Origin of the sequence: Chryseobacterium kimseyorum, from assembly GCF_025971945.1 — a bacterium.
GTDB classification, from domain to species: Bacteria; Bacteroidota; Bacteroidia; order Flavobacteriales; family Weeksellaceae; genus Chryseobacterium; species Chryseobacterium kimseyorum.
This window is the reverse complement of sequence record NZ_JAPDHW010000007.1, coordinates 97,323-119,870: the sequence shown is the minus strand read 5'-3', so window position 1 is coordinate 119,870 and position 22,548 is coordinate 97,323. Positions and strand designations below refer to the sequence as shown.

20 protein-coding genes and 3 tRNA genes are annotated in these 22,548 nt (G+C 35.3%); 8 read left to right on the top strand and 15 right to left on the bottom strand.

The window, feature by feature from the left end; genetic code table 11:
* Positions 1 to 62 precede the first annotated feature (62 nt).
* Genes glmS through OMO38_RS11520 form a run of 3 tightly spaced genes read right to left on the bottom strand, consistent with a single transcriptional unit; the run spans position 63 to position 4,294 of the window.
* Positions 63 to 1,916 (bottom strand): glutamine--fructose-6-phosphate transaminase (isomerizing), encoded by a 1,854-nt coding sequence (gene glmS / locus OMO38_RS11530; protein WP_264750324.1) that lies wholly within the window; start codon positions 1,914 to 1,916, stop codon positions 63 to 65.
* A 27-nt stretch (positions 1,917 to 1,943) separates the two neighbouring features.
* Positions 1,944 to 3,512 carry a DUF4270 domain-containing protein gene (locus OMO38_RS11525; RefSeq protein ID WP_264750323.1) on the bottom strand — a complete coding sequence of 523 codons (1,569 nt, stop codon included), beginning with the start codon at positions 3,510 to 3,512 and terminating at the stop codon, positions 1,944 to 1,946.
* 11 nt (positions 3,513 to 3,523) lie between these two features.
* Positions 3,524 to 4,294 (bottom strand): glycogen/starch synthase, encoded by a 771-nt coding sequence (locus tag OMO38_RS11520; protein WP_264750322.1) that lies wholly within the window; start codon positions 4,292 to 4,294, stop codon positions 3,524 to 3,526.
* Positions 4,295 to 4,462: 168 nt separating this feature from the next.
* Here OMO38_RS11520 and panC point away from each other — a divergent pair, with 168 nt between their 5' ends.
* Positions 4,463 to 5,311, top strand: a complete 849-nt coding sequence (panC, locus tag OMO38_RS11515) for a pantoate--beta-alanine ligase (RefSeq protein WP_264750321.1) — start codon at positions 4,463 to 4,465, stop codon at positions 5,309 to 5,311.
* A 97-nt stretch (positions 5,312 to 5,408) separates the two neighbouring features.
* Here panC and OMO38_RS11510 read toward each other — a convergent pair.
* The 3 genes from OMO38_RS11510 to OMO38_RS11500 form a co-directional block, all read right to left on the bottom strand.
* Positions 5,409 to 5,481 (bottom strand) — tRNA-Lys (locus tag OMO38_RS11510).
* A gap of 65 nt (positions 5,482 to 5,546) precedes the next feature.
* Positions 5,547 to 5,629, bottom strand: a tRNA-Leu gene (locus OMO38_RS11505).
* A 35-nt stretch (positions 5,630 to 5,664) separates the two neighbouring features.
* Positions 5,665 to 5,737, bottom strand: a tRNA-Lys gene (locus OMO38_RS11500).
* Between the two features lie 116 nt (positions 5,738 to 5,853).
* On the opposite strand from OMO38_RS11500, the gene OMO38_RS11495 reads away from it, so the two are divergent.
* On the top strand, positions 5,854 to 6,369 hold the full coding sequence (locus OMO38_RS11495) for a shikimate kinase (protein WP_264750320.1): 516 nt from the start codon (positions 5,854 to 5,856) through the stop codon (positions 6,367 to 6,369).
* On the opposite strand, the gene OMO38_RS11490 is transcribed toward OMO38_RS11495, so the two are convergent.
* The gene (locus tag OMO38_RS11490; RefSeq protein ID WP_264750319.1) at positions 6,364 to 6,807 is read right to left on the bottom strand and encodes an RNA-binding S4 domain-containing protein; all 444 of its coding nucleotides are present in this window, start codon (positions 6,805 to 6,807) and stop codon (positions 6,364 to 6,366) included. The two genes, OMO38_RS11495 and OMO38_RS11490, sit on opposite strands and share 6 nt — an antisense overlap.
* A 54-nt stretch (positions 6,808 to 6,861) precedes the next feature.
* On the opposite strand from OMO38_RS11490, the gene OMO38_RS11485 reads away from it, so the two are divergent.
* Positions 6,862 to 7,593, top strand: coding sequence for a hypothetical protein (locus tag OMO38_RS11485; RefSeq protein ID WP_264750318.1), 732 nt, complete (start codon positions 6,862 to 6,864; stop codon positions 7,591 to 7,593).
* A 62-nt stretch (positions 7,594 to 7,655) separates the two neighbouring features.
* On the opposite strand, the gene OMO38_RS11480 is transcribed toward OMO38_RS11485, so the two are convergent.
* On the bottom strand, positions 7,656 to 9,158 hold the full coding sequence (locus OMO38_RS11480; RefSeq protein WP_264750317.1) for an FMN-binding glutamate synthase family protein: 1,503 nt from the start codon (positions 9,156 to 9,158) through the stop codon (positions 7,656 to 7,658).
* Positions 9,159 to 9,348: 190 nt separating this feature from the next.
* Here OMO38_RS11480 and OMO38_RS11475 point away from each other — a divergent pair, with 190 nt between their 5' ends.
* The gene (locus OMO38_RS11475; RefSeq protein WP_264750316.1) at positions 9,349 to 10,008 is read left to right on the top strand and encodes a hypothetical protein; all 660 of its coding nucleotides are present in this window, start codon (positions 9,349 to 9,351) and stop codon (positions 10,006 to 10,008) included.
* On the opposite strand, the gene mtaB is transcribed toward OMO38_RS11475, so the two are convergent.
* Complete coding sequence (gene mtaB, locus OMO38_RS11470; protein ID WP_264750315.1) at positions 10,005 to 11,351, bottom strand: tRNA (N(6)-L-threonylcarbamoyladenosine(37)-C(2))-methylthiotransferase MtaB; 1,347 nt, start codon at positions 11,349 to 11,351, stop codon at positions 10,005 to 10,007. The two genes, OMO38_RS11475 and mtaB, sit on opposite strands and share 4 nt — an antisense overlap.
* A 68-nt stretch (positions 11,352 to 11,419) precedes the next feature.
* Positions 11,420 to 12,058, bottom strand: coding sequence for a hypothetical protein (locus OMO38_RS11465; protein ID WP_264750314.1), 639 nt, complete (start codon positions 12,056 to 12,058; stop codon positions 11,420 to 11,422).
* 108 nt (positions 12,059 to 12,166) lie between these two features.
* On the opposite strand from OMO38_RS11465, the gene OMO38_RS11460 reads away from it, so the two are divergent.
* Positions 12,167 to 12,526 carry a nuclear transport factor 2 family protein gene (locus OMO38_RS11460; RefSeq protein ID WP_264750313.1) on the top strand — a complete coding sequence of 120 codons (360 nt, stop codon included), beginning with the start codon at positions 12,167 to 12,169 and terminating at the stop codon, positions 12,524 to 12,526.
* A gap of 44 nt (positions 12,527 to 12,570) precedes the next feature.
* On the opposite strand, the gene OMO38_RS11455 is transcribed toward OMO38_RS11460, so the two are convergent.
* Both OMO38_RS11455 and OMO38_RS11450 read right to left on the bottom strand, forming a co-directional pair.
* Positions 12,571 to 14,673, bottom strand: coding sequence for a T9SS type B sorting domain-containing protein (locus tag OMO38_RS11455; protein WP_264750312.1), 2,103 nt, complete (start codon positions 14,671 to 14,673; stop codon positions 12,571 to 12,573).
* Between the two features lie 135 nt (positions 14,674 to 14,808).
* Positions 14,809 to 15,606 carry a hypothetical protein gene (locus tag OMO38_RS11450; protein ID WP_264750311.1) on the bottom strand — a complete coding sequence of 266 codons (798 nt, stop codon included), beginning with the start codon at positions 15,604 to 15,606 and terminating at the stop codon, positions 14,809 to 14,811.
* A 154-nt stretch (positions 15,607 to 15,760) separates the two neighbouring features.
* Between OMO38_RS11450 and glgP the strand changes: the two genes are divergently transcribed.
* Positions 15,761 to 17,425: an alpha-glucan family phosphorylase gene (gene glgP / locus OMO38_RS11445; protein WP_264750310.1), complete on the top strand. Its 1,665-nt coding sequence runs from the start codon at positions 15,761 to 15,763 to the stop codon at positions 17,423 to 17,425.
* A 63-nt stretch (positions 17,426 to 17,488) separates the two neighbouring features.
* On the opposite strand, the gene OMO38_RS11440 is transcribed toward glgP, so the two are convergent.
* Positions 17,489 to 17,962 carry a hypothetical protein gene (locus OMO38_RS11440; protein WP_264750309.1) on the bottom strand — a complete coding sequence of 158 codons (474 nt, stop codon included), beginning with the start codon at positions 17,960 to 17,962 and terminating at the stop codon, positions 17,489 to 17,491.
* A 117-nt stretch (positions 17,963 to 18,079) separates the two neighbouring features.
* On the opposite strand from OMO38_RS11440, the gene OMO38_RS11435 reads away from it, so the two are divergent.
* A complete protein-coding gene (locus tag OMO38_RS11435) occupies positions 18,080 to 20,209 on the top strand; it encodes a S9 family peptidase (protein ID WP_264750308.1) in 2,130 nt (709 codons plus the stop codon).
* Positions 20,210 to 20,268: 59 nt separating this feature from the next.
* Here the strand turns inward: OMO38_RS11435 and OMO38_RS11430 are convergent, their stop codons facing one another.
* Together OMO38_RS11430 and OMO38_RS11425 are read right to left on the bottom strand one after the other, a co-directional pair.
* Positions 20,269 to 20,571, bottom strand: coding sequence for a type II toxin-antitoxin system RelE/ParE family toxin (locus OMO38_RS11430; protein WP_264750307.1), 303 nt, complete (start codon positions 20,569 to 20,571; stop codon positions 20,269 to 20,271).
* Positions 20,561 to 20,806, bottom strand: a complete 246-nt coding sequence (locus OMO38_RS11425) for a hypothetical protein (protein WP_264750306.1) — start codon at positions 20,804 to 20,806, stop codon at positions 20,561 to 20,563. Before OMO38_RS11425 ends, OMO38_RS11430 begins: the two co-directional genes overlap by 11 nt.
* A gap of 86 nt (positions 20,807 to 20,892) precedes the next feature.
* Here OMO38_RS11425 and OMO38_RS11420 point away from each other — a divergent pair, with 86 nt between their 5' ends.
* Complete coding sequence (locus tag OMO38_RS11420) at positions 20,893 to 22,545, top strand: peptide MFS transporter (RefSeq protein WP_264750305.1); 1,653 nt, start codon at positions 20,893 to 20,895, stop codon at positions 22,543 to 22,545.
* Positions 22,546 to 22,548 lie beyond the last annotated feature (3 nt).

The window sequence follows — 22,548 nt, the reverse complement described above, 5'->3', positions numbered from 1 at the left end:
ACTTTTAAGATTTTTTTTAGAATAACGAAAAAAATCTAAATTTATTTTATTTGCAAGTATTTTTACTCTACAGTTACAGATTTAGCAAGGTTTCTTGGCTGGTCAACGTTCGCACCTCTATAAACTGCTATGTAGTAAGCCAGTAGCTGCAAAGGAACCGACGCAACGATAGGTGAAAAACACTCTGAAGTCTCAGGAATCTCAATAACGTAATCTGCCATAGCTTTTACCTGAGTATCTCCCTTATTAACAACAGCGATAACTTTCCCCTTTCTTGCTTTAATTTCCTGTACGTTACTCACAATCTTATCATAATGACCTTTTTTAGGTGCAATAATAACAATTGGCATATTCTCATCAATTAATGCAATGGGGCCGTGCTTCATTTCTGCTGCAGGATACCCTTCTGCATGGATGTAAGAAATTTCTTTCAGTTTTAACGCTCCTTCCAAAGCTGCAGGGTAATTGTAACCTCTTCCCAGGTAAAGGAAATTCGTTGCACTGATAAAATCTTTTGCAATTTCCTGAGTTAGCTCATGGGTAGCTTCTAAAACTTCTTCAATCTTTTTAGGAATAGCACTTAATTCAGCTGCCAAGCTCATAAATTCTGCATTTCCTAAATTTCCATTGTGCTTACCTAATTTTAATGCGATAAGCGACAGAATCGTGAGTTGAGCAGTAAACGCTTTTGTAGAAGCCACACCGATCTCAGGACCAGCATGTGTATATGAACCCGCATCTGTAATTCTTGCAATGGATGAATCAACTACGTTACAGATACCATAAATAAATGCACCTCTCTCTTTTGCAAGTTTTAAAGCTGCCATTGTATCTGCAGTTTCACCTGACTGTGAGATTGCGATCACCACATCTTTATCTGTAATAATCGGATTTCTATACCTGAATTCTGAAGCATATTCAACTTCTACAGGAATTCTTGCAAATTCTTCAATCAAATATTCACCGATAAGACCTGCGTGCCATGAAGTTCCGCAAGCAATAATGATGATTCTGTTAGCATTTTTGAATCTCTCAAGATGATCCCAAATTCCAGCCATTTTGATAATTCCTTCTTCAACGAGAAGTCTACCTCTCATGGTATCATGAATAGATTTCGGCTGTTCAAAGATTTCTTTAAGCATAAAATGCTCGTATCCGCCTTTTTCGATTTGCTCTAAATTTAATTTAAGTTCCTGAATTTCAGGAACAATTTTAGAGTTATCATTTATAGTTCTGATATCTACGCCATTTTCTAAAGAAAGAATGGCCATGTGACCTTCCTCTAAATATATAGCTTCTTTTGTAAATTCAACAAAGGGAGATGCATCAGAAGCAATAAAATACTCTTTATCACCAATTCCAATTGCCAATGGAGAACCAAGTCTTCCAACAATCAAAACCCCGGGATAATCTTCGTGCATTACGGTAATTGCATAAGCACCATACACTTCATTTAGAGCATATCTTACTGCTGTAGGAAAATCTGTTTCAGCGTTCACATTCATAAAATACTGGATGAGATTCACTAAAACTTCGGTATCAGTTTCTGACTTGAAAGTGAAGCCTTTATCCGTAAGCATTATTTTTATTGTATCGTAATTTTCTATAATTCCATTATGAACTATAGCAATTTTTCCATTGTTTGACACATGAGGGTGAGAGTTTCTATCACTTGGTACACCATGTGTAGCCCAACGGGTATGTCCCATTCCTACTTTTGCATATCCTTTTAGCTTACTTGAGATATTTACAAGATCATCAACCTTACCTTTTGTTTTTTCAACTTCGAATGCACTATTCTCACCTTCCAAAACAATTCCGGCACTGTCATAACCTCTATACTCTAATCTTCTAAGACCATTAATAACTATATCGTAAGCATCTTGAAAACCTGTATAACCTACTATTCCGCACATAACTTATTTGAGTGTTTTTTATTTTTTTTATTTTGTACCGTAAGTAACTCTTAATTTAATTTCATAAGGATCATTAGGCACAGTTCCTTTGAATACAGCTCTATCTAAAGAAAAAGGTCTCGTAGTATATTGATATCCCGCCAAAGCACCTGTTGTAGAAGAAGGTAAAAAACTACCAATGTCTATCTTAAAGTATCTATTTTTGTAATATTCATATCCTTTTGTAGATTCCACTATATCTTTTAACGATTGAGTAACTGTAAAATCGTAGTATGCAGGATTTTTATCTAAATCATAAGCTTTAAGGTAAGCAAAATTAGGTGTACCTGATAACAGCAGAAGATCACTTGTGAAAGCTGTAGTCACTTTGGGGTTAGCAAGATCTGTCACGTCTAAATCTCTCTGCACTATAGTCATCAAAGACGGCTTAGGGAATTTAGCTGATTCAACCTTATCTGTAAAAATTCTGATTTTTGCACTAATAATTGCTGCTTTATTGTTTTGATATAAATTTTTTAAGGTATTAATTGTAGCCTCAGGAAATTTAACCCCAATCGAATTACCTCCCATTCCTTGAGCGAAAAGAGTACCATCACCAGTTGCTGTATTACTGGCTAAATTCGCAGCTCCTACCGCAGAGTCCTTTCGTTCATAATTATAATTTCCGATATGAACATTTCCAGTTCCTATCGAGAATGCATATTTCTTCTGAGTACTTGCAGTAGCGCCTGTATCAATAGATTTGTAGTACATCACTAACTCAGCAGTTGATGGTGAAAACTGCACTAAATATCCATCAGATTCAGTTACAGATATTTTCAAACCTCGGAAATATCTAATAAAAGCTGAAACATCTTTTAATTCAGGCTGACCTTTTTTATCGATAATTTTAGTTTTAAAGAAAGATGCTGACAATGGTATCCTAAATCCAACTTCTGAAGTGAATAGTGAACTAGCATCAGAATCCTTCGTTATAACGATAGAATTTACAGAACCATTAAAAGTTTTAGAACCTAATTCTTGTCCAGTCTGATAAACTGTATTTGAATAAGCTATATCATTATAACCATTTAAAAATTCAGTAACTTCATGTACCTTAACAGTTAAATTTCCTCCATTCGCCTTCGTTTTACCATATTTGGTTGCAGGATATGTATTTACCACTTTTTTTGCGGCTACTGATCCATCTGGATAGACATAATTTTCATCAGTAGTTGTTGTGATAGAATCTGAAGCATATTGTGGTTTAATAACGAGTACCACAGAATCTACCTGTGCACTTGCCCCAAAATCAGGGTCATACGCCGGCAGTCTCAATTGTGTGTAATATGCCGCTTTCTGCATTCCAAACTGGCTTGTAGAAAAAGCACCTAAGGTTGCTGAACTTAAAATTTTTGAAGCATCACTCTGTATACTATCTTTATTATCAATATTATATGCAATGACATCATAAGCAACTTCATTACCATTTGCTGCTCCGTCCAAAAATAATTGTTCGCCAAGAGAATCCGGATCTGGTTCACAATTGTATACCAGCATTCCGCCAAAAATCACCATCGATAGTATAGTGAAGGCTTTTTTCATATTATAAATCATCAAAATTTCTTTTAATATAGTTTATTGATAGAATCTACGTCTAGATATTCAGATTTTGAAGTTGTCGTTTCATTGAAAGCAACATCTAAATCTCCATCCAAAAATTCGTCACCTTTTACAACTTCATCTACGTACTTCATACTTTCAATCACAAAACTTTGAAAGCTTGGATTATTCAACGCATCTAAACCTGAAATATTATCAAACTGTAATTTTTCTGCAATACCTTTATCTAAAGGAGCATCTTTCTCATTATACAGTGACAGAACAATTTTTGCGTCTTTGAAATAAGTATCAGACTGATAGAATGTTTTTAGATAAACAGGAATAAATGAAGCCATCCAGCCATTAAGGTGAATAACATCAGGTACCCAGTTTAATTTTTTAATCGTTTCGATTACTCCTCTTGCAAAGAAAATCGCACGTTCATCATTATCAGGGAAAGCTACGCCTTCGTCATCAAAATAATATTGTTTTCTTTTGAAATATTCTTCGTTATCAATAAAATAAACCTGAAGTCTTTCTCCCGGAAGGGATGCTACTTTAATAATAAGGGGTTGATCTAAATCGTTGATGATAATATTCATCCCAGAAAGGCGGATTACCTCGTGAAGCTGGAATTTCCTTTCACTTATCTGTCCAAATCGTGGCATAAAAACTCTTACATCATTGCCTTCTTGGTGCATTTTAAGTGCCATTTTGTTTACCACGGTTCCTAAATTGGTGTCTTCCTGATAAGGGTACATCTCTGTGGTAATGTACAGTATTTTCTGATTGGGCATATAATTTTTATATAATTTAAATAATGCTATAAGTTGCAAAATTACAAAAAAACATCCAACATCAATCTAATTAACATTTTTTTACGATAATCATCACAATCAAACTGCTAAATCTTAAAAATTTATACAAGATATTTTAGTATTTTTGAATTGCTATTAAAATAAATTATGGAAGTACTAAGAAACAAAAAAACGCTTCAAGACTTTATTGAAAGACAAAGAGAAATGGGAAAGAAAATTGGTTTTGCACCCACGATGGGAGCATTGCATAATGGCCACTTATCCCTATATGAAGCTGCGAGAGCAGAAAACGATCTTGTAATTTCGTCAATATTTGTAAATCCAACACAGTTCAATAATGCTGAAGATTTGAAAAAGTATCCACGAGATACAAACAGAGATATCAAAATACTCGAAACATCTGGCTTGGTAGATGCCGTTTACATCCCGGAAGTACAGGATATCTATCCTGAAAAAGCAGAAAGCCAGCCTTATGATTTTGACGGTCTTGAAAATGAAATGGAAGGAAAATCGCGTCCAGGACATTTCGATGGTGTGGGAACTGTAGTTGAAGAACTATTCAGACAGGTAAAACCCGACAATGCTTATTTTGGTGAAAAAGATTTTCAGCAACTGGCAATTATTAAAAAGATGACCGAAAAGAAACATCTTCACATCAATATACATGGTGTTGATATTTACAGAGCTGAAAACGGATTGGCTTTAAGCTCAAGAAATCAAAGACTCTCTGAAAACAGAAGAGAAGATTCTAAAGTGATTTATGAAACGCTTGTTAAAGTGAATGATTGGTTCAGAACAGTGTCAATTCCTGAAATTAAAGAAAGGGTACAAGATATTTTTGACGACCAGGCTGGAATGCAGATGGAATACTTTATGATTGCTGATGAAAAAACATTGAAAGAAACGGACTTCTTTTATAAAGATAAATCTTACAGAGCATTTATTGTAGTGATGGTAGATGGAGTGCGACTGATTGATAACATGCATTTAGATTAATTACACACATAAAAAATCAAAGGCTTCCGGAAGGAAGCCTTTGAACACCAAATCACAAAATATTAATATGAAAAAAATTTACTTTTCAGTAAACTTGTGACCCGGCTGGGATTCGAACCCAGGACCCATACATTAAAAGTGTATTGCTCTACCAGCTGAGCTACCGAGTCGGTCTTGTTTTTTAGATTTGATAAATTTAAAATAAATTTTAGAATTACCAAACTATTTTTTGCAGTGCCTGCGACTGGACTCGAACCAGCACATCCTTAGGAAACCACCCCCTCAAGATGGCGTGTCTACCAATTTCACCACGCAGGCAAAAAAATTATAAAAAAATATAACATTTTTGCTAGTGACCCGGCTGGGATTCGAACCCAGGACCCATACATTAAAAGTGTATTGCTCTACCAGCTGAGCTACCGAGTCGGTCACTTTATTATCAAGTTTCAGTGTTAAGTAATGTCCCTTGTTTTTAGTGGTGCAAAGATAGGACTTTTTTCATTATCTCAAAACTTTTTCGCAAATTTGTTTAAAATAAATTCATGATAATTTCACTAGTCGGATACATGGGAAGTGGCAAATCTCACATTTCCAAAATTTTAAGCGACAAAATAGATTTTAAATTAATTGACCTCGACAGAGAAATTTCTAGACGAAATAAATTAACCATCCCTGAAATCTTCGAAAAAAAGGGAGAAATCTACTTTCGTAAGCAGGAAAGAGAAATTTTGGAAGAACTTCTGGCTACGGAAGAAAATATTGTTTTGAGCCTTGGAGGAGGCACGCCGGTATATTACAATAATATGGAAATCATCAACCATAATTCTAAAAGCGTATTTCTAAGAACATCTATCAATACTTTAATAGAAAGAATTTCAAAGCAAAAAGAAAAACGGCCTTTGATAGCTAATATTTCAGACGAAAACCTCCCCGAGTTCATTGCCAAACATTTATTTGAAAGAAATGAATTTTACAGTAAAGCCCAGTTCATCATCGGTACCGATTCTAAAGAACCGGAAGAAATTATGAACGAGATTATTGAGAAACTGTATTTATGATTCTTTTTCCTCTTCTTTTTCTGAACTGCTTTCTCCAAAGAAATCGTCCCAATCTGTAAAATCTGAATCTACATCATTTTCTACGTAGCCATCAATCTCTCTTCGGTCTTTTTTGGTTGGCCTTCCTTCGCCTCTGTCTCGGTAATAGCTCTGAGACATTTTTCGTAATTTAAGCAGTTCATACTGTTCTTTATCTGTGACATCTTTAATATGGAGTGATACCAACTTTGCTCCAATTCTGCTTTTAGGGATTTGTATGACTTTTATTTTATAGTCAATCTGATTTTTACGGATCTTGATTACATCTCCTTCTTTCACCTCTTTCGACGACTTTACAACCGACTCGCCTATTGCTACTCTATTCTTTTTTATTTCATCCGTAGCAATACTTCTAGTCTTGTAAAAACGAATACTCCATAAAAATTTATCTATTCTCATAATTTTTTATACTTTTGCCGTTATATTATTTGTAAAGTAATTAAAGTTTTTGAAATGAAAAAAATATTTTTGTATATCCTTGCTGGATCTTTGTGTTTTTCAGCTTGTAAGAAAGATGATGAAGTTGAAACATTCGTAGAGCCAGATAACATAGAGGTGAGAAATACTCTTGATGAGCAGGCTATCCAAAAATTTATGGATAATAACTACTTAGATACACAGGGAAACATCAAAGCATTTAGCAGTACAGATGCTACAGACGACAATTATAAGAAGTTGTCAGAACTCAGTCCTGTAAAACTTCCTTCCGGTGTTATTTATATTAAAAGAGACGGTGCACAACCTAATCCAGGGAAAACCATCAACACAGATCCAACATCATCATCTGCAAGTCTTATTAAAACAATGATGAGAGCAACCTACTACCGTGCAACGGATATCGACGGTAATGTAGCACTTACCTCTGCAGGAGCTCTTATTAATACAATTGATGCTGAAGCTTCTCCTAAAACTGACCCAACTTTCTATTATGCTAAAAAAGCATCTGTTTCATCTACATATCCTAGAAGTTACTATGAAATTGAAGGTCTTCAGGAAGGTTTAAAATATTTCAATGGTTTCGAAAACTTACCCAATGAAACTTTACCTAATTTACAAGGCGTGATTATCGTCCCTTCAAAGGCTGCTTTTGCGAGAGATGCAAATTTCTATAATCTTCAAAACGCATGTATCGTATTTAACTTCCAGATCTACCACACAGAGGTGAGACCTGTAAGCCAACAATAAAATTAAAAAAATCCGCTTCTATTTACGAAGCGGATTTTTTTTCGCTATCTGTGAGATTTAAATTATCTCACGTTCCCTAAGATATCCGGGAAATATTTATCTGAAAGATGCTCAAACTCATCACCTCTCATGAACATTGAAGCATCCACTTCTTCGTAAGAACTTCTACCCGCAGCTGCGATCAATTCATTGCAGGTATGCAAAGTATTTTTATGGAAGTGATATACTCTCTCTGCTTTGTCTGTCACATCAAGACCTTTGATCAGCATTTTATCCTGAGTCGCCACCCCAGTCGGGCAATTGTTATTATTACATCTCAACGCCTGAATACAGCCTAATGAAAACATAAATCCTCTGGCATTATTACACATATCGGCTCCCATTGCAACTGCTCTTAAAATATCTAAACTCGTCAGTACTTTTCCACTGGCGATTACTCGCAGTTTATTTCTGACGTTATAATTCTTCAGTGTTTTATTCACAAAAATCAACGCAGGCTCCAACGGCATTCCCACGCCATCAGAAAATTCAGGTGGTGCGGCACCTGTGCCTCCTTCTGCTCCATCGACAGTAATAAAATCAGGATAAATTTTCAAGACGTTCATTTGAACACAAATGTCCTCAAACTCTTTCGTATCACCAATACACAACTTAAAACCAACCGGTTTTCCACCGGATAATTCTCTTAAATGCTGCACAAATTTTAATAAACCTGCAGCATCAGAAAATGATGAATGCGACGGTGGCGAAACAATCGTCAAACCTGGTTGTACGTGACGGATTTTCGCAATCTCCGGGGTGTTTTTTACACCGGGTAAAACTCCGCCGTGACCAGGCTTAGCACCCTGAGACAATTTAATTTCAACCATCTTCACATTCGGAAGTGTGGCATATTTGGTAAATAATTCAGGATTAAATTTCCCTTCATCATCTCTGCAGCCGAAATATCCTGTACCTATCTGCCAGCATAAATCGCCACCCTCCAAATGATGCGGAGAAATTCCTCCCTCACCTGTATTGTGATAGAAATTTCCTTTTTTTGCACCTCTGTTTAACGAAATCTGTGCTCTGTCGCTCAATGCCCCAAAACTCATTGCTGAAATATTAAATAAAGAAGCATTATAGGGCTGGGTACATTGTTCGCCGCCGACTAAGACTCTCGGTAATTCTTCTTTTGGAGATTTAGCGTATATAGAATGTTTGATCCCTTCATATTTTCTGTGGTTGACCTCCAGCTGAGTTCCGAAAGGCACTGTATCGCTGAGATTTTTAGAGCGTCTGTACACCGCTGAACGCTGATTTCTAGGAAAAGGTTTTCCGTCAGTTTCTCTTTCAATAAAATACTGTTGCATTTCTGGAGAGATATCTTCAAAAAAGTATCTGAAATATCCTAAAACAGGAAAATTTCGGAGAATGGCATGTTTCGTTTGGTAAGTATTATAAATTCCCAGCGCATAAACTGCCGTTAAAAATATTGGAATCCAGTAATGGGCCTTGATTAGAAGTGCGACAATCCATGTCACAATAACCAACGCCAGTCCCCAGGATAAAAACTTATCTCTCATAAGAATGTAGATTTAAAAATTAGAAAAAAATAAATATAGTTTAATTTAAATTAAAAGATATCCTTACCTTAAAAAAAGTAACTAATGGTACAGAAAGTACGCCAATCTGATCATTTTTACGGTATAAAAAAAAACAAATCTAAATGATCAATTATTATCTTTGAGAAAACTAAGAAAATCTGAACGACTCATGACCCCGAAAAAATCTCAAATTACACTTGTATTCTTTCTTTTCATTTTTTACACGAACAGTTTTGGACAAAAGTTAATCCCTTATCATGTTAGTGAAGATGTTTCAATAAACATCCCACAAGAATTCAGTATTACAGACACTTTAGGACAAAATTTGATTAAAGCTTTTATTGAAGATGAAATTATTTTGATTATGAAACCTGAAAAAAAAGTAGATGCTTACATCGAAGATAAAGATGAACTGCTAAAATTTTATGAAGGTTATTATGACGGCATGTTAGATCAAAGCAAAGGTCAAACTATCAGTAAAGAATTTGTACAGATTAATGGACTGTTTTTTTTAAAATCAAGTTTCAAAACAAAAATCAGCGGAGCCAACAAGATTTGGAATAACTACATTTTACTCCTTAATAAAACTCCCTACTCATTTTTGATGATCAGTACGCCTGAAAATAATAAAGTTGAATTTTTTGAAAATAAAATCATTCAATCTATAAAATTAAGGAAAGATCTAACCTCAAAAAATCAAATGAATACCAATGAGGAAGACTCACAGGCCTATAAAATAGGCGAGTTGGTCGGCAAATTTTTTATGTATGCGCTAATAGGTGGTATTATTGTACATTTTATCTCAAGAAAGAAAAATAAAGATTCCTAAATTTTTTCTAAGAAACTTTCAAATGAATTCATGACAGAAACCACACCTTCTTCATTGATTTTTTCAAGTTTTAAAAACTCAATCTGATTAACTAGTGCCGGATCAAAATCTTTCTGCACTCTTACATAATTTTCTGTGAAGCCGTACATTTTCCCATCCTTGTTTTCGTGCTCCCAAAGTACTGGAAGCGTCTGTCCAAGCTGAGTTTGGTAGAATGACATTTTCTTTTTCTCAGAAAGAATTCTAAGCATTTTGTTGCGTCTTTTTCTTTCCGGAATCGGAACTGCGCCGTCCATTTCCGCTGCTTCGGTATTTTCTCTTTCTGAATAGGTAAAAACGTGCAGATAACTTATAGGAAGCTCATTCAGGAAATTATAAGTCTCCATAAACAGCTCTTCTGTTTCTCCAGGAAAACCTACAATCACATCAACACCAATCGCTGCATGAGGCATCACTTCACGTATTTTATTGACTCTGTCGCTGTATAATTTCGTGAGATAACGACGCTTCATTTTTTTCAGCAATTCATCGCTACCCGATTGAAGCGGAATATGAAAATGCGGAACAAAGCTTTTACTTTTTGAAACCAACTCGATGCTTTCGTCCTTTAAAAGATTGGGTTCAATGGATGAAATACGGATTCTCTCAATGCCGTTAACCTCATCCAATTCTTTTATTAAATCTAAAAAAGTATGCTCATGTCTTTTGTTTCCAAATTCACCTTTACCGTAGTCTCCAATGTTGACACCTGTTAAAACAATTTCTTTAATGTCTCTTGCTGCAATTTCCTTTGCATTTTTCAAAACATTATCGATGGTGTCTGAACGGGAAATCCCTCTGGCTAAAGGAATTGTACAGTAGGTACATTTGTAATCGCAACCATCCTGAACTTTAAGGAAAGCTCTGGTTCTGTCTCCGATAGAATAACTTCCGATAAAGAAATCGGTTTCTTCAATTTCACATGAATGAACAACACCTTCACTTTCAGACTTTTCCAAATCATCAAGATAACTCAAAATATTGAATTTTTCTTTGGCTCCAAGAACCAAATCTACTCCTGTAATTTGGGAAATTTCTTCAGGTTTTAACTGAGCATAGCAACCCACAATCACCACCAAACCTTCAGGATTGGCTTTCATTGCACGCTTCACATGAAGTTTGCACTCACGATCTGCATTTTCAGTTACCGAACAGGTATTGATGACATAAACATCCGCTTTTTCATCAAAACTCACCTTATCGTAACCTGCATCTGTCAGTTGACGGGCAATGGTAGATGTTTCCGCAAAATTTAATTTGCAGCCAAGGGTATGAAACGCGGCAGTTCTGTGAAAGTGAGACATTTATTGTACTGAATTTTGTGGGTGCAAAGATAATAATTTAAATATGAATGCTGAATTGATTCAATCTATTATTTGTATTCATCCCTTATTTCAGGGCTTCTGATAAAGCATACAGGAGAAGAATTTTCATTCGCAGCTCCTTCAATTTTCTGCAAATCCTGAATGCATTGTTCCCGAATGCTCCAAATTTCATCTAAACTGTAATGAATATTTTCAGCGACGATCCACTTCCTAAGAAAATCTTTGTGAAATGAAATTTTCTCATTCACGATTTCACTGAATTCCATTTCCTTCTCGATCAGTATTTTATTTTTAAATTGATCATAGTTCGATTTGGGGTTTGTAAAATCGTAATATTTTTCTTCAATTTTTAGATAGTTATGCGCTTCGGGAATGTATTTTAGTTTAAATTTCTCAAGCGTACGGCGAATTTTACCCGTATATTCTGCATCCAATTTAAAGATCCCCAGAATCAGTTTTACTTCATCGTAATCGTTTTCCAGTGCAAGTTTTCTTAATGTTGCATGTTTTGTACTGCAGGTTCCACCCAAATCATTAAAAACACAGAGTATATTATTTTTATGTAAATTTCTTTTGTAAGGCAATTCTGCAATATATTGACATGCCCAGTGAAAATCTGTAATGTTTCTGCTTAAAAATTTATCAGAAATAATTCCTTTGTCTTTATTGAGAGTAAAATTTTTCATTTTTTGAAACTTTTTTCCATTAAAATAAATGCAAATTTCCAGGTTGCGGCCGTGTTAAATAAAAACCAATTTACCAATTATTACGTATATAAATGTAAATTGCAGCCTATGAATTGTAAGATCAGCCATTTTATGCAGGATTTAAATTCTCTAAACATTGAAACGCTTGAGAAATGGTTTACTGATGATACTGTAATCTGGATTCCGCCAGCGAAAGAAATTTCCGGGAAAAGCAGAATTTTAGCCTTATTCAGAGCTATTTTCAGACGTTATGAAAAAATTGAATGGAGTGTTTCTGAAATTTTTCATTTAGGAAATAACAAATATTTCTACCAGACAAATTCTTTAGGAAAACTATCCGGACAAGATACCTACACCAACGAAATCTGCACCATCATTCAATTTTCTGAATGTGGCAAAATACTTTATCTTTCTGATTATTTTAAAGACACGAAAGTTTTCAGCTAAAAAGAACCATCTTTTCAAGATGGTTCTTTATTGATTATCATTATTTATTCTCTGTTTTTAACTAACACCCAACCTGTATATTTGAATAAGGTGTTCTTCTGATCATTTTCATTCCATGTTACAGAATACCAGTAGTTTCCTGTCGGAACTTTTTTTCCATTTGAAGTTCCATCCCATTTGTAATTATTGAATCGATCTGCCTGGAAGATCTTATTTCCATATCTGTCGAAAATATTAAATATCAGATTCTGTTTATTTGCCAGTGCAGAATAATCAATAACATCATTGATTCCATCACCGTTTGGTGTAATGACGTTGATTAAATTGGGCACAACAATACTGATACTGATAGGCTCACAGTCATAGGAATCCTTTACATAGATTACATGATCGCCTCGCTGGATATTTGTAAACACATTGGAATCCTGCCAATTGACATTATCAATAGAATATTTATAAGGTGCTTTACCTCCATTCACATTAACAGTAACTGTTGTATTAGAAATCTCAATGCTTGTTACAACCGGCTGATCAGACGCGTAAATCTTAACTGTCTGAAGTGAAATACATTCACCTGTTTTTAACTCAACCCAATACGTTCCCACACCAACATCTGTTATTGTTTGAGTTGTTGCGCCTGTACTCCACTCATATCCGTCAAATCCCGGTCCTGCATCAAGCGTCGTTCTATCTTCTATACAAATGATTTTATCTTTTAAAACGGTGGAGTAAACCGGAGGAATTACCTGCAAAGTAATTTTTGCAATTGCATAACAGTCGTTTTCACTAATAACTTTTATATAGACTACTCCGTTTGGCGAAATATATGCCGTTGCATTACTTGCCGGAATCTCATTCGTTCCGCTAATGGCATCCTGTAATGATTTGTAATATTTTTTGGTTGTGCCTGATTGTAAAGTAACAATTGCTGTCGTAAGATTAAATGATGCTGTGACAAGATTTTCCTGTAATGCACAGAAACGCAGAACCGCATCAGTAACAACAACTTCAGGATAAAAACTTAAGGTAATCTCCGCTATATCAGAACATCCATCCGCTGTGGTTACCAGTGCATAAACCACACCCTGCGCAGAAACATACTGAGTGGGATTAGTGATTTGCGCTGTTCCGGCAATTAGATTTGCCATTGTAGGATAATACTTTATGTTAATATTAGGACCTGTATAAACATTTGCCGAGTTCAAATTAAAAGTTGCCGTACCTGCTTTATTGTTGTTGCAGGCAAATATCGTTTTATCGAGGGCGGTGATATTTCCCTGTTTAAATTTAAACGGACCAATCTGACGGCAAAAATTCAGTGGATTGGTTGGATTTGCAGGATCCTGATAATGAATACTGTAATAGTAAACAGCTGTAGTATTCACCGTAATCGGAGTTGTAATAGGACTTGTTCCAGCCAATGCATCATTTTGGGTAGTATGATAAGAGACAACAAAATTTGCATTTCCATTTAGAATTCCTGCTGTAAGTGTACTGAAATCAAAAACGGCAGGACTTACACATATTAAAACCTCTCTGGGATCTGCAGGATTTGCAGCCGGTAATCCCGGAGGAGAAAATGGGTTAGGTTGCAGCGTAGGATCTGTAAAAGGAGAAGCCAGTGTTGCAGTTCCGCCCCATGTCAACGAGAACGGTGCAGTTGTAGTGCTTCCAGCTCCCACCCAGTTATCAATATAAAGATAGTAAGTCTGTCCAGCTAAAACATCCATATACTGACAATATGGTGTTAATGATCCACCCGGCGCATTGGTAATGGTACTTGTCATATTAAGCCCTGTGGATGCGCCGACTCCGATAACCGTGGCCGCGTTACAGCGTATGGGAGCGCCCAAAGCGCCACATGCGACATTCGGACCATAAACCGCCCAGTCGTAATCGGCTCCGGGATCATTTGGTACGAGATTAAAGGTAAGCGTTCCGCTGGTTGCGATCGTAAGTTTGTACCAGATCGAATTGTGTTCACCAGTAATTAAACAACCTCCTAAAGGTTCATTAACTGCGCCAATTCCTGTAGGACTGTACGTAATATTCGAATTTCCACAAACCGACAAAGCGGTAGAACAATCTGCCTGAGAGAAAAAAGTTTGAGAGATCAGGAAAATAACAAGAAGTAGAGTTTTTTTCATATCGGATTGGTTATTAATGTTTAAGGCATATCAAATATATGGATTTTTAATTATAATCACCAAACAATGATAATATTAAAATATTTAATAATAAAAATATTATTTACTTAAACATTTTTTACCAAATCTACAGAACTACTTAATACTCGTCATATTCCCACATAAGTTTTCAAGATGAAAAATTTTATGAAACGGACTTTTCACTTCATTCAAATGCTCCCGATCCTGAATAAAGGTATATCGTGAAGCAAGAGAATTCATATCTGAAACAATCACCAGCCAGCATTCATCAACAGATCTGTCATAGTAAGGAAATTTCTCATTCTTCTTTTCTATGAGTTCCAGAATTTTCTCAGAACAAAGCTCATCAAAGAGATTCATATTGTACTCGTGTGTAATAAAAACATTTCTTCGGTGAGAAGATTTTCGAATGCTTTTTACACAACCTGCTGCTTTATTCTTCTTAATACTGTTGTAAATATGAAGAATGATTTCCTGTTGCTGTTCGGGATTATCAAATTTCAGAGGCGTGCGAAAAGACAAAAAATAAACACCACGATATTTCGTGGTGTCTTCCTGTTCTAATAATATTTCTGCCTGACGGAATATCTTATTTAAATTGCTTTCAACCTTCTTCATTTCAAGATGATTGATAACCTCGGTCAATTCAATTCCTATTTTTTTGTTATTAAATTTTGCGATAAAGTCTGGACTTTCGCAGGTTAGATTCTCAAAGGTAAGTTCAGGGAAATGATGCATGAAAGAATTCAGCAGCAAAATTTCTGCTTTCTTCTTGTATTTTTCTCTGTCATGTAAAGGAGATTCGTCTATGGTGCGATGATATTTCTCCATCGGCTTCTTTTTCAGATGACGATTCAGATAATATAAACTCAGATTCTTGATTAAATCTTCATCAGAAAAAACTTTTTTCATACGTGGAAGTTTTTGATTATCAAAAATTTATAATTAAAGGTAGTTAAAAAAATTTTTCAACAGAGATATTTAAAAATAATTAATGGTTAATTAATGTAAAATTTATTTTCTTAATCGATACCTTTGATTCTTTTAAACACAAAAACCGATTTTTATGGATTTTAAAAACTTTAAAATACCTTATAGCGTTAACGAAAAATATTCTAAAAAAGTCGCCTATTTTTCTATGGAATTTGCCCTTGAGCAGGTTTTGAAAATATATTCTGGTGGACTTGGTTTTCTTGCGGGTTCTCACATGAGAAGTGCTTACAATCTGAAGCAGGATATGATAGGAATCGGAATTCTTTGGAAATTCGGTTACTACGATCAGGCGAGAAATCATGATCAGACATTACAGCCTACCTGGACAAAGAAAATGTACAGCTTTCTCGAGGACACTGGTTTGAAATTTCAAATTGAAATTCACAGTGCACCGGTTTGGGTAAAAGTCTGGTATCTTGATCCTGAAACTTTCCATACAGCTCCGATGTTTTTCCTTTCTACAGATGTTCCTGAAAATGATCATATTTCAAAAACAATATGTCACAAACTTTACGACGCCAACGAATCGACGAAGCTTGCTCAGTATATTTTATTGGGAAAAGGTGGCGCAAAATTACTAGATGAACTCAATATTGAGAGAGAAGTCTATCATTTGAATGAAGCTCACGGACTTCCCGCAGCTTTCCACTTGTTAAAGAAATTCAACGGCGATCTGCAAAAGGTAAAAGAGAAGCTGGTTTTCACAACGCATACTCCGGAAGAAGCCGGTAACGAAAAGCATAACCTGAAATTATGCTACGATATGTCTTACTTTTCAGGTTTGAGCATGGAAGAAGCAAAAAAACTTGAAGGTTCTGACGGTGAACTTTTCAATCATTCTCTCTGCGCTCTGAAAATGGCAAGAATTGCCAATGGAGTTTCTCAACTTCATGGCGTGGTTTCAAGAGAAATGTGGAGCAAATATTCCGGCATCTGCGAAATTAAATCGATCACCAACGCACAGGATTTTAAATACTGGGGCGACAAGGAGCTTTATAACGCAAAAGACGAAAACAACGATACCATTTTTGATTACCGTAAAAAACTTTTAAAGAAAAGATTATTTAAAATAGTTGCCGATCAAACAGGAAATTTATTTGACCCTAATACTTTCACAATGGTTTGGGCAAGGAGATTTGCAGGTTACAAAAGGGCAGATTTACTATTGCATGACAAAGAGAGATTCAAAAAACTCTTAAATCATCCGAAATATCCGGTACAGATTATTTGGGCAGGGAAACCTTACCCGATGGATTATTCATCAATATCAACCTTTAATACTTTGGTTGAAGAAAGCAATAACTATAAAAACATGGCAGTTCTGACTGGCTATGAACTTTCTTTAAGCAAATCTTTAAAGCAGGGTTCAGATGTATGGTTAAATAATCCGCGTGTACCGAGAGAAGCTTCAGGAACTTCAGGAATGTCGGCTGCAATGAATGGCTCCGTTAATTTATCGACAGATGATGGATGGATTCCTGAATTTGCAAAGCATGGAGAAAATTCTTTCGTGGTGCCAAAATGTGATTATGAAAATATGAGCATTTACGAGCAGGATAATTATGATTTAAATAAATTATATGAACTTCTTGAAAACGAGATTCTCCCAACCTATTACGATGAACCCAAAAAATGGAGAAAGATACAGCAGAGCGCAATGAATGACGTGAAAGACCAGTTCAACAGTGACCGAATGGCTGATGAATATTATCAAATTCTCTACAATCAAACAAAATAAAAATTAAAATCGTCCGTGAAAAACATTTTCACGGACGATTCTTTTGAAAGTAATAAGTGTATATTAAGATTTCGCTGTAGAAACTCCTATTTCATATACATGTGCATGCTTCAGATATTTGGATCTTTCTCTTGAAGTCACCGATTCAAACTGATCATTTTTCAGAACAACGATAGGATCTTCTGCATTCTCAATCTCAAAATTGGCGATATAACGCTCATCTGGAGGTGATTGCTGCTGTTTAGCTTTAATTTTTTGAAGTTCGTCTGCGTACTGCTTAAAGCCTGGGTCTGAAGAGTGAATAAATTTATATTCATCACCAGCATCAACGAAATAATGTAATTTTTTTTCAACCAGTCCTGCTTCGGTCGTTATTTGTGGATTGTCGTTACCATCTTTAAAACCTACTTCCACTACAGTTCCGCCCGCTTCATTTGCGTAAGCTTCCGCATCGTTAAAAGTAGCAAATCCTGTATATATTGTTTGGTTTTCGAGTTCGTACTTGTTAAGTTTTTTCTTGTTTTCCTGCGTTTCCATAATGATCATTTTTAATGTATAAGAATACCTTCAATTTTTCTGCCAAATTGCAATCTTAAAAAGCTTTTTACTACAATTTGATAAAATTGTTATCTTTGGATTTCTTTAAATTAAGCAATGAAAAAATTCTTACTAACCCTTACTGTTGTCGCAGCCTTTTATAATGTGACCGCTCAGGAAATTACTTTAGATAAAATTTACTCAGGATATTACCGTGGAAAAGGCATTGCCGGAATCACATCTATGAAAAACGGTGAAAATTATCTGGTCATTGAGCAGGGCGGAATTGCCAAGTACTCATATAAAACGTCTCAGAAAGAAGGAAATTTAGTCGATGGAAATTTCGAAAGCTATGAATTTTCTGATGATGAGTCTAAAATTCTTCTTTTAAAAGAAAGTCAGCCGATTTACAGACATTCATTTTTGGGTAAATACGACATTAAAGATTTAAAAACCGGAAAAACTACAACTTTGAATGAGGGAAAAGCGGTTCAGGAACCGAGATTTTCTCCGGATGCAACCAAAATTTCTTTCATCGTTGACAACAATTTATTTTATCAGGATTTAAACTCAGGAAAAATTACGCAAATCACAGAGCATGGTGTAAAAAATAAGGTACTGAATGGTTTGGCAGACTGGGTTTACGAGGAGGAATTTGGGCATGCAAGACTGTATGAATGGACTAAAAATTCGGCAGATATCCTGTTTGTAAAATTGGTTGAAACTGATGTTCCTGAAATCTACATTCCAATTTACGGAAAATCACTTTACCCAAATGAAATGCGCTACAAGTATCCGAAAGCAGGAGAAAAAAATTCTGTTGCATCGGCGCATATTTATCATTTGGCAGACGGAAAAAAGACAAAAGTTAACTTAGATCAGTTTAAAAACTATTATATTCCAAACGTTATTCAGACGGCGAATGCTGATGAGATTGTTTTGATTACTTCACAGAGAACGCAGAACGCTTCTGATGTTTTGAAAGTCGATACAAAAACCGGAGTAGCAACAAAATTATTCACAGAGACTGACGAAAAATGGATCGACACAGACAATGTGACTTTAGAATTTCTTGAAGACAATTCTTTCCTCTGGGCTTCTGAAAGAGATGGTTTCCGTCATTTATACTGGTTTGATAAAGATGGTAAACTTAAAAAGCAGGTTACAAAAGGAAATTGGGAAGTAACAGATTATTATGGTTACAACCCAAAGTCTAAAGAAATATTTGTTCAGACTACTGAAAAAGGAAGTATCAATAAGGTGGTTTCCAAAATCAATATCCAAAACGGGAAAGCGCAGTTGATTTCAAATACGGAAGGAAATAATTCTGCAAATTTCAGCAAAAATTATAATTACTTTATTGAAACTTGTTCTACAGCTTCAAAACCTTATACTTTTGTATTAAAAGACGGTAACGGAAAACAGCTGAAGGAGCTTCAAAACAATGATGATCAGTTTAAAAAACTGCAGGCAGATAATTTTTCTGTAAAAGAATTTATCACGATTCCTAATGAAGCAGGAGATCAAATGAATGCGTGGATCATTAAGCCTAAAAATTTTGATCCGAATAAAAAATATCCATTATTTATGTTCCAGTATTCGGGTCCCGGCTCGCAGCAAGTTGCCAATTCGTGGGACAACGGAAATGCACTTTGGTTTGAAATGTTGGCTCAGAAAGGTTATATTATCGCATGTGTTGACGGACGTGGAACAGGTTTTAAAGGAGCTAAATTTAAAAAAGTAACCTATAAAAATTTAGGAAAATACGAGATTGAAGATCAGATCGCTGCTGCGAAATGGTTGGGAACTCAGAAGTACATTGACAAAACAAGAATAGGAATTTTCGGATGGAGTTTCGGTGGTTACATGGCAAGTTTGGCAATGACCAAAGGTGCTGATGTTTTCAAAACAGGAATCGCTGTTGCCCCGGTGACTAACTGGAGATATTACGATTCTGTGTATACCGAAAGATTTTTGTTGACACCACAGGAAAATCCGGCTGGTTATGATGATAATTCACCTACCACTTATGCTAATCTGTTGAAAGGTAAATTTTTACTAATTCACGGAACAGCTGATGACAATGTACATTTCCAAAATTCTATGGAGTTTTCTGAAGCTTTGATTCAAAATAAAAAACAGTTTGAATTTATGGCGTATCCAGATAAAAACCACGGAATTTATGGCGGACAGACAAGACCGCAGCTATATCAGAAAATGACGGATTTTATTTTGGAAAACCTTTAATTTCAAGATTAGATTTAAATTATATAAAAATCCGAATCTTCAAGATGAGATTCGGATTTTTATTTCCTTTCCTTCCAATTTTCCGGATTTCGCGATGTATGAAAAACAGCTAATACTTTTACATTATTCTCAGTCTCATCAAACTGATAGTGAATCGCGTAAGGGAATTTCTTTAGAAAAGCAATTCTGTTAACATCATATTTTACCTCTAATGCCAGGGGATTTTCTCTAATGTAATTAATCTTTAAGCGAAATCCTTTCAGGAAAAAATTCCATAATCTTTTATCAATTTTGTTGTACCACTGATTTATTTCCTTCAAATCAATCTTTACAAACTGACTATAAATAATTTCAGCTTTCACGCTCAAAGCTGTTTAAAAAATCATTCATCTCAGATTCAGAAATAAAACTTTCCGGATGCTCCTGAGAATATTTCACCCTTCTTCTAACCTCCTCTTTGTGCCATTCAGGAACAACATACTGCTTATCATTTAAATGTTTATACTTTAAAAAATCAATAAAATCATTTACCTGATATAAAAATTCTTCCGGCAATGTTTCCAAATTACTCTCGACATCTTTTAATGTGATTTCCATTTCAATGCTTTATTTTACTCAAAGTTAATAAAATTCAATTATTATATTAAATATTTTATATTTGTGAAATTGTAAAAATCTGATTCATGAAAACCAAACACCCAAAAGGCCTTCCCTACTTATTTTTCACAGAAATGTGGGAGCGTTTCGGCTATTATTTAATTCTCGGAATTTTCGTTCTGTACATGATTGACAGCGAAAAAGGCGGACTTGCTTTTGATGATAAAAACGCCGATGATATTTTCGGGACATTTATCGCCTTGACATATTTGACTCCTTTCCTGGGTGGATTTTTAGCGGATAGAGTTTTAGGGTACATCAAAGCCATTTATATCGGAGGATTTCTGATGGGATTGGGTTATCTTGGGGTTGGATTATTTAAAGAACTTCCTCTTTTCTATGCTTCTTTAGCTTTAATAATTATCGGAAACGGTTTTTTCAAGCCAAGCATTTCCACGCTGTTAGGAAATTTGTATAACGAAGAACCATACAAAGCCAATAAAGACGCAGGTTACAATATTTTCTACATGGGAATCAACATCGGTGCCTTTGTCTGTAATATTATTGCAGCATTTATGCGTAATAAATACGGATGGGGACCTGCGTTTATGACTGCAGGAGTCGGAATGTTTGTTGGACTCTTGGTTTTCACCATCGGCAGACGACATATTCTTCAGGCCAACGTTTTAAAACCAGCACAGGAAGGTGACACCAAAATATCAGATGTTTTGGTGAAAGTATTCTTACCTGCTATTATTTTCGGACTGATTGGATGGTTTATTCCTAATAACATTTTCGGAAGTGACAGTACTGATGCCTTTATTTTCGCTTGCGTTCCGGTGATTTATTTCTATGTAATGCTTTACGTGAAAGCGAATGCAGAAGATAAAAAACCAATCGGTGCTTTGCTCGCTATTTTCGCAGTAAGTTTAATGTTTTGGGCAGTTTTTAAACAAAACGGAACCGCATTGACGCGTTGGGCAAATTATTACACAGACAGAACTGTTCCTGCTCCGTTAGAAAAACCTTTGGAAGCTATTTATTTAGTGGATAAAAAAGATTTTCAGGATAAGGAAGTTTCTGTATATGATGACCAGTATCAGGTTAAAAAAGATGCAGAAGGCAAGGCGCTGAAAGAACAGGGAAAAGATATTTATTTCAGAAATGTTCCTCAGGCGGAAAAAGCTAAATTAGAAGCCAATCCATCACAGAAAGTTAACCTCTACAACACAGAATTATTCCAATCTATTAATCCTGGTTGGGTAATTCTACTTACTCCGGTCGTAGTTGCATTTTTCATGATGCTTCGCAGAAAAGGAAAAGAACCAAGTACACCATCAAAAATCGTTTTGGGACTATTTATTTCGGCTTTATCTTGTTTAGTGATGGTCGGAGCAGTGTATGCCGGACAAAATGGTTTGATAAAAGTATCGGCATTATGGCTGGTTGCAGCTTATGGAGTAATTACGGTTGGTGAACTTTGCCTTTCTCCGATGGGATTATCATTGGTTTCAAAACTTTCTCCGCCAAGACTAACTGCATTAATGATGGGCGGATTTTTCCTTTCTACCTCTATTGGTAATAAACTTTCAGGAGTTTTAGCAAGTTTCTGGTATGATTATGACAACAAAGCCAATTTCTTTATTGTGAATTTTGGACTGTTACTTTTAGCCACACTTTTAGGTTTATCTATTTTAAAAAGATTGAATAAAATTATGAAGGAAAAAGGAGTTAATTAATTT

Bases quoted from the DNA above. Each gene is read 5' to 3' on its own strand.
- glmS (WP_264750324.1), bottom strand. From the start codon at position 1,916: ATGTGCGGAATAGTAGGTTATACAGGTTTTCAAGATGCTTACGATATA.
- OMO38_RS11525 (WP_264750323.1), bottom strand. From the start codon at position 3,512: ATGATTTATAATATGAAAAAAGCCTTCACTATACTATCGATGGTGATT.
- OMO38_RS11520 (WP_264750322.1), bottom strand. From the start codon at position 4,294: ATGCCCAATCAGAAAATACTGTACATTACCACAGAGATGTACCCTTAT.
- panC (WP_264750321.1), top strand. From the start codon at position 4,463: ATGGAAGTACTAAGAAACAAAAAAACGCTTCAAGACTTTATTGAAAGA.
- OMO38_RS11495 (WP_264750320.1), top strand. From the start codon at position 5,854: ATGATAATTTCACTAGTCGGATACATGGGAAGTGGCAAATCTCACATT.
- OMO38_RS11490 (WP_264750319.1), bottom strand. From the start codon at position 6,807: ATGAGAATAGATAAATTTTTATGGAGTATTCGTTTTTACAAGACTAGA.
- OMO38_RS11485 (WP_264750318.1), top strand. From the start codon at position 6,862: ATGAAAAAAATATTTTTGTATATCCTTGCTGGATCTTTGTGTTTTTCA.
- OMO38_RS11480 (WP_264750317.1), bottom strand. From the start codon at position 9,158: ATGAGAGATAAGTTTTTATCCTGGGGACTGGCGTTGGTTATTGTGACA.
- OMO38_RS11475 (WP_264750316.1), top strand. From the start codon at position 9,349: ATGACCCCGAAAAAATCTCAAATTACACTTGTATTCTTTCTTTTCATT.
- mtaB (WP_264750315.1), bottom strand. From the start codon at position 11,351: ATGTCTCACTTTCACAGAACTGCCGCGTTTCATACCCTTGGCTGCAAA.
- OMO38_RS11465 (WP_264750314.1), bottom strand. From the start codon at position 12,058: ATGAAAAATTTTACTCTCAATAAAGACAAAGGAATTATTTCTGATAAA.
- OMO38_RS11460 (WP_264750313.1), top strand. From the start codon at position 12,167: ATGAATTGTAAGATCAGCCATTTTATGCAGGATTTAAATTCTCTAAAC.
- OMO38_RS11455 (WP_264750312.1), bottom strand. From the start codon at position 14,673: ATGAAAAAAACTCTACTTCTTGTTATTTTCCTGATCTCTCAAACTTTT.
- OMO38_RS11450 (WP_264750311.1), bottom strand. From the start codon at position 15,606: ATGAAAAAAGTTTTTTCTGATGAAGATTTAATCAAGAATCTGAGTTTA.
- glgP (WP_264750310.1), top strand. From the start codon at position 15,761: ATGGATTTTAAAAACTTTAAAATACCTTATAGCGTTAACGAAAAATAT.
- OMO38_RS11440 (WP_264750309.1), bottom strand. From the start codon at position 17,962: ATGGAAACGCAGGAAAACAAGAAAAAACTTAACAAGTACGAACTCGAA.
- OMO38_RS11435 (WP_264750308.1), top strand. From the start codon at position 18,080: ATGAAAAAATTCTTACTAACCCTTACTGTTGTCGCAGCCTTTTATAAT.
- OMO38_RS11425 (WP_264750306.1), bottom strand. From the start codon at position 20,806: ATGGAAATCACATTAAAAGATGTCGAGAGTAATTTGGAAACATTGCCG.
- OMO38_RS11420 (WP_264750305.1), top strand. From the start codon at position 20,893: ATGAAAACCAAACACCCAAAAGGCCTTCCCTACTTATTTTTCACAGAA.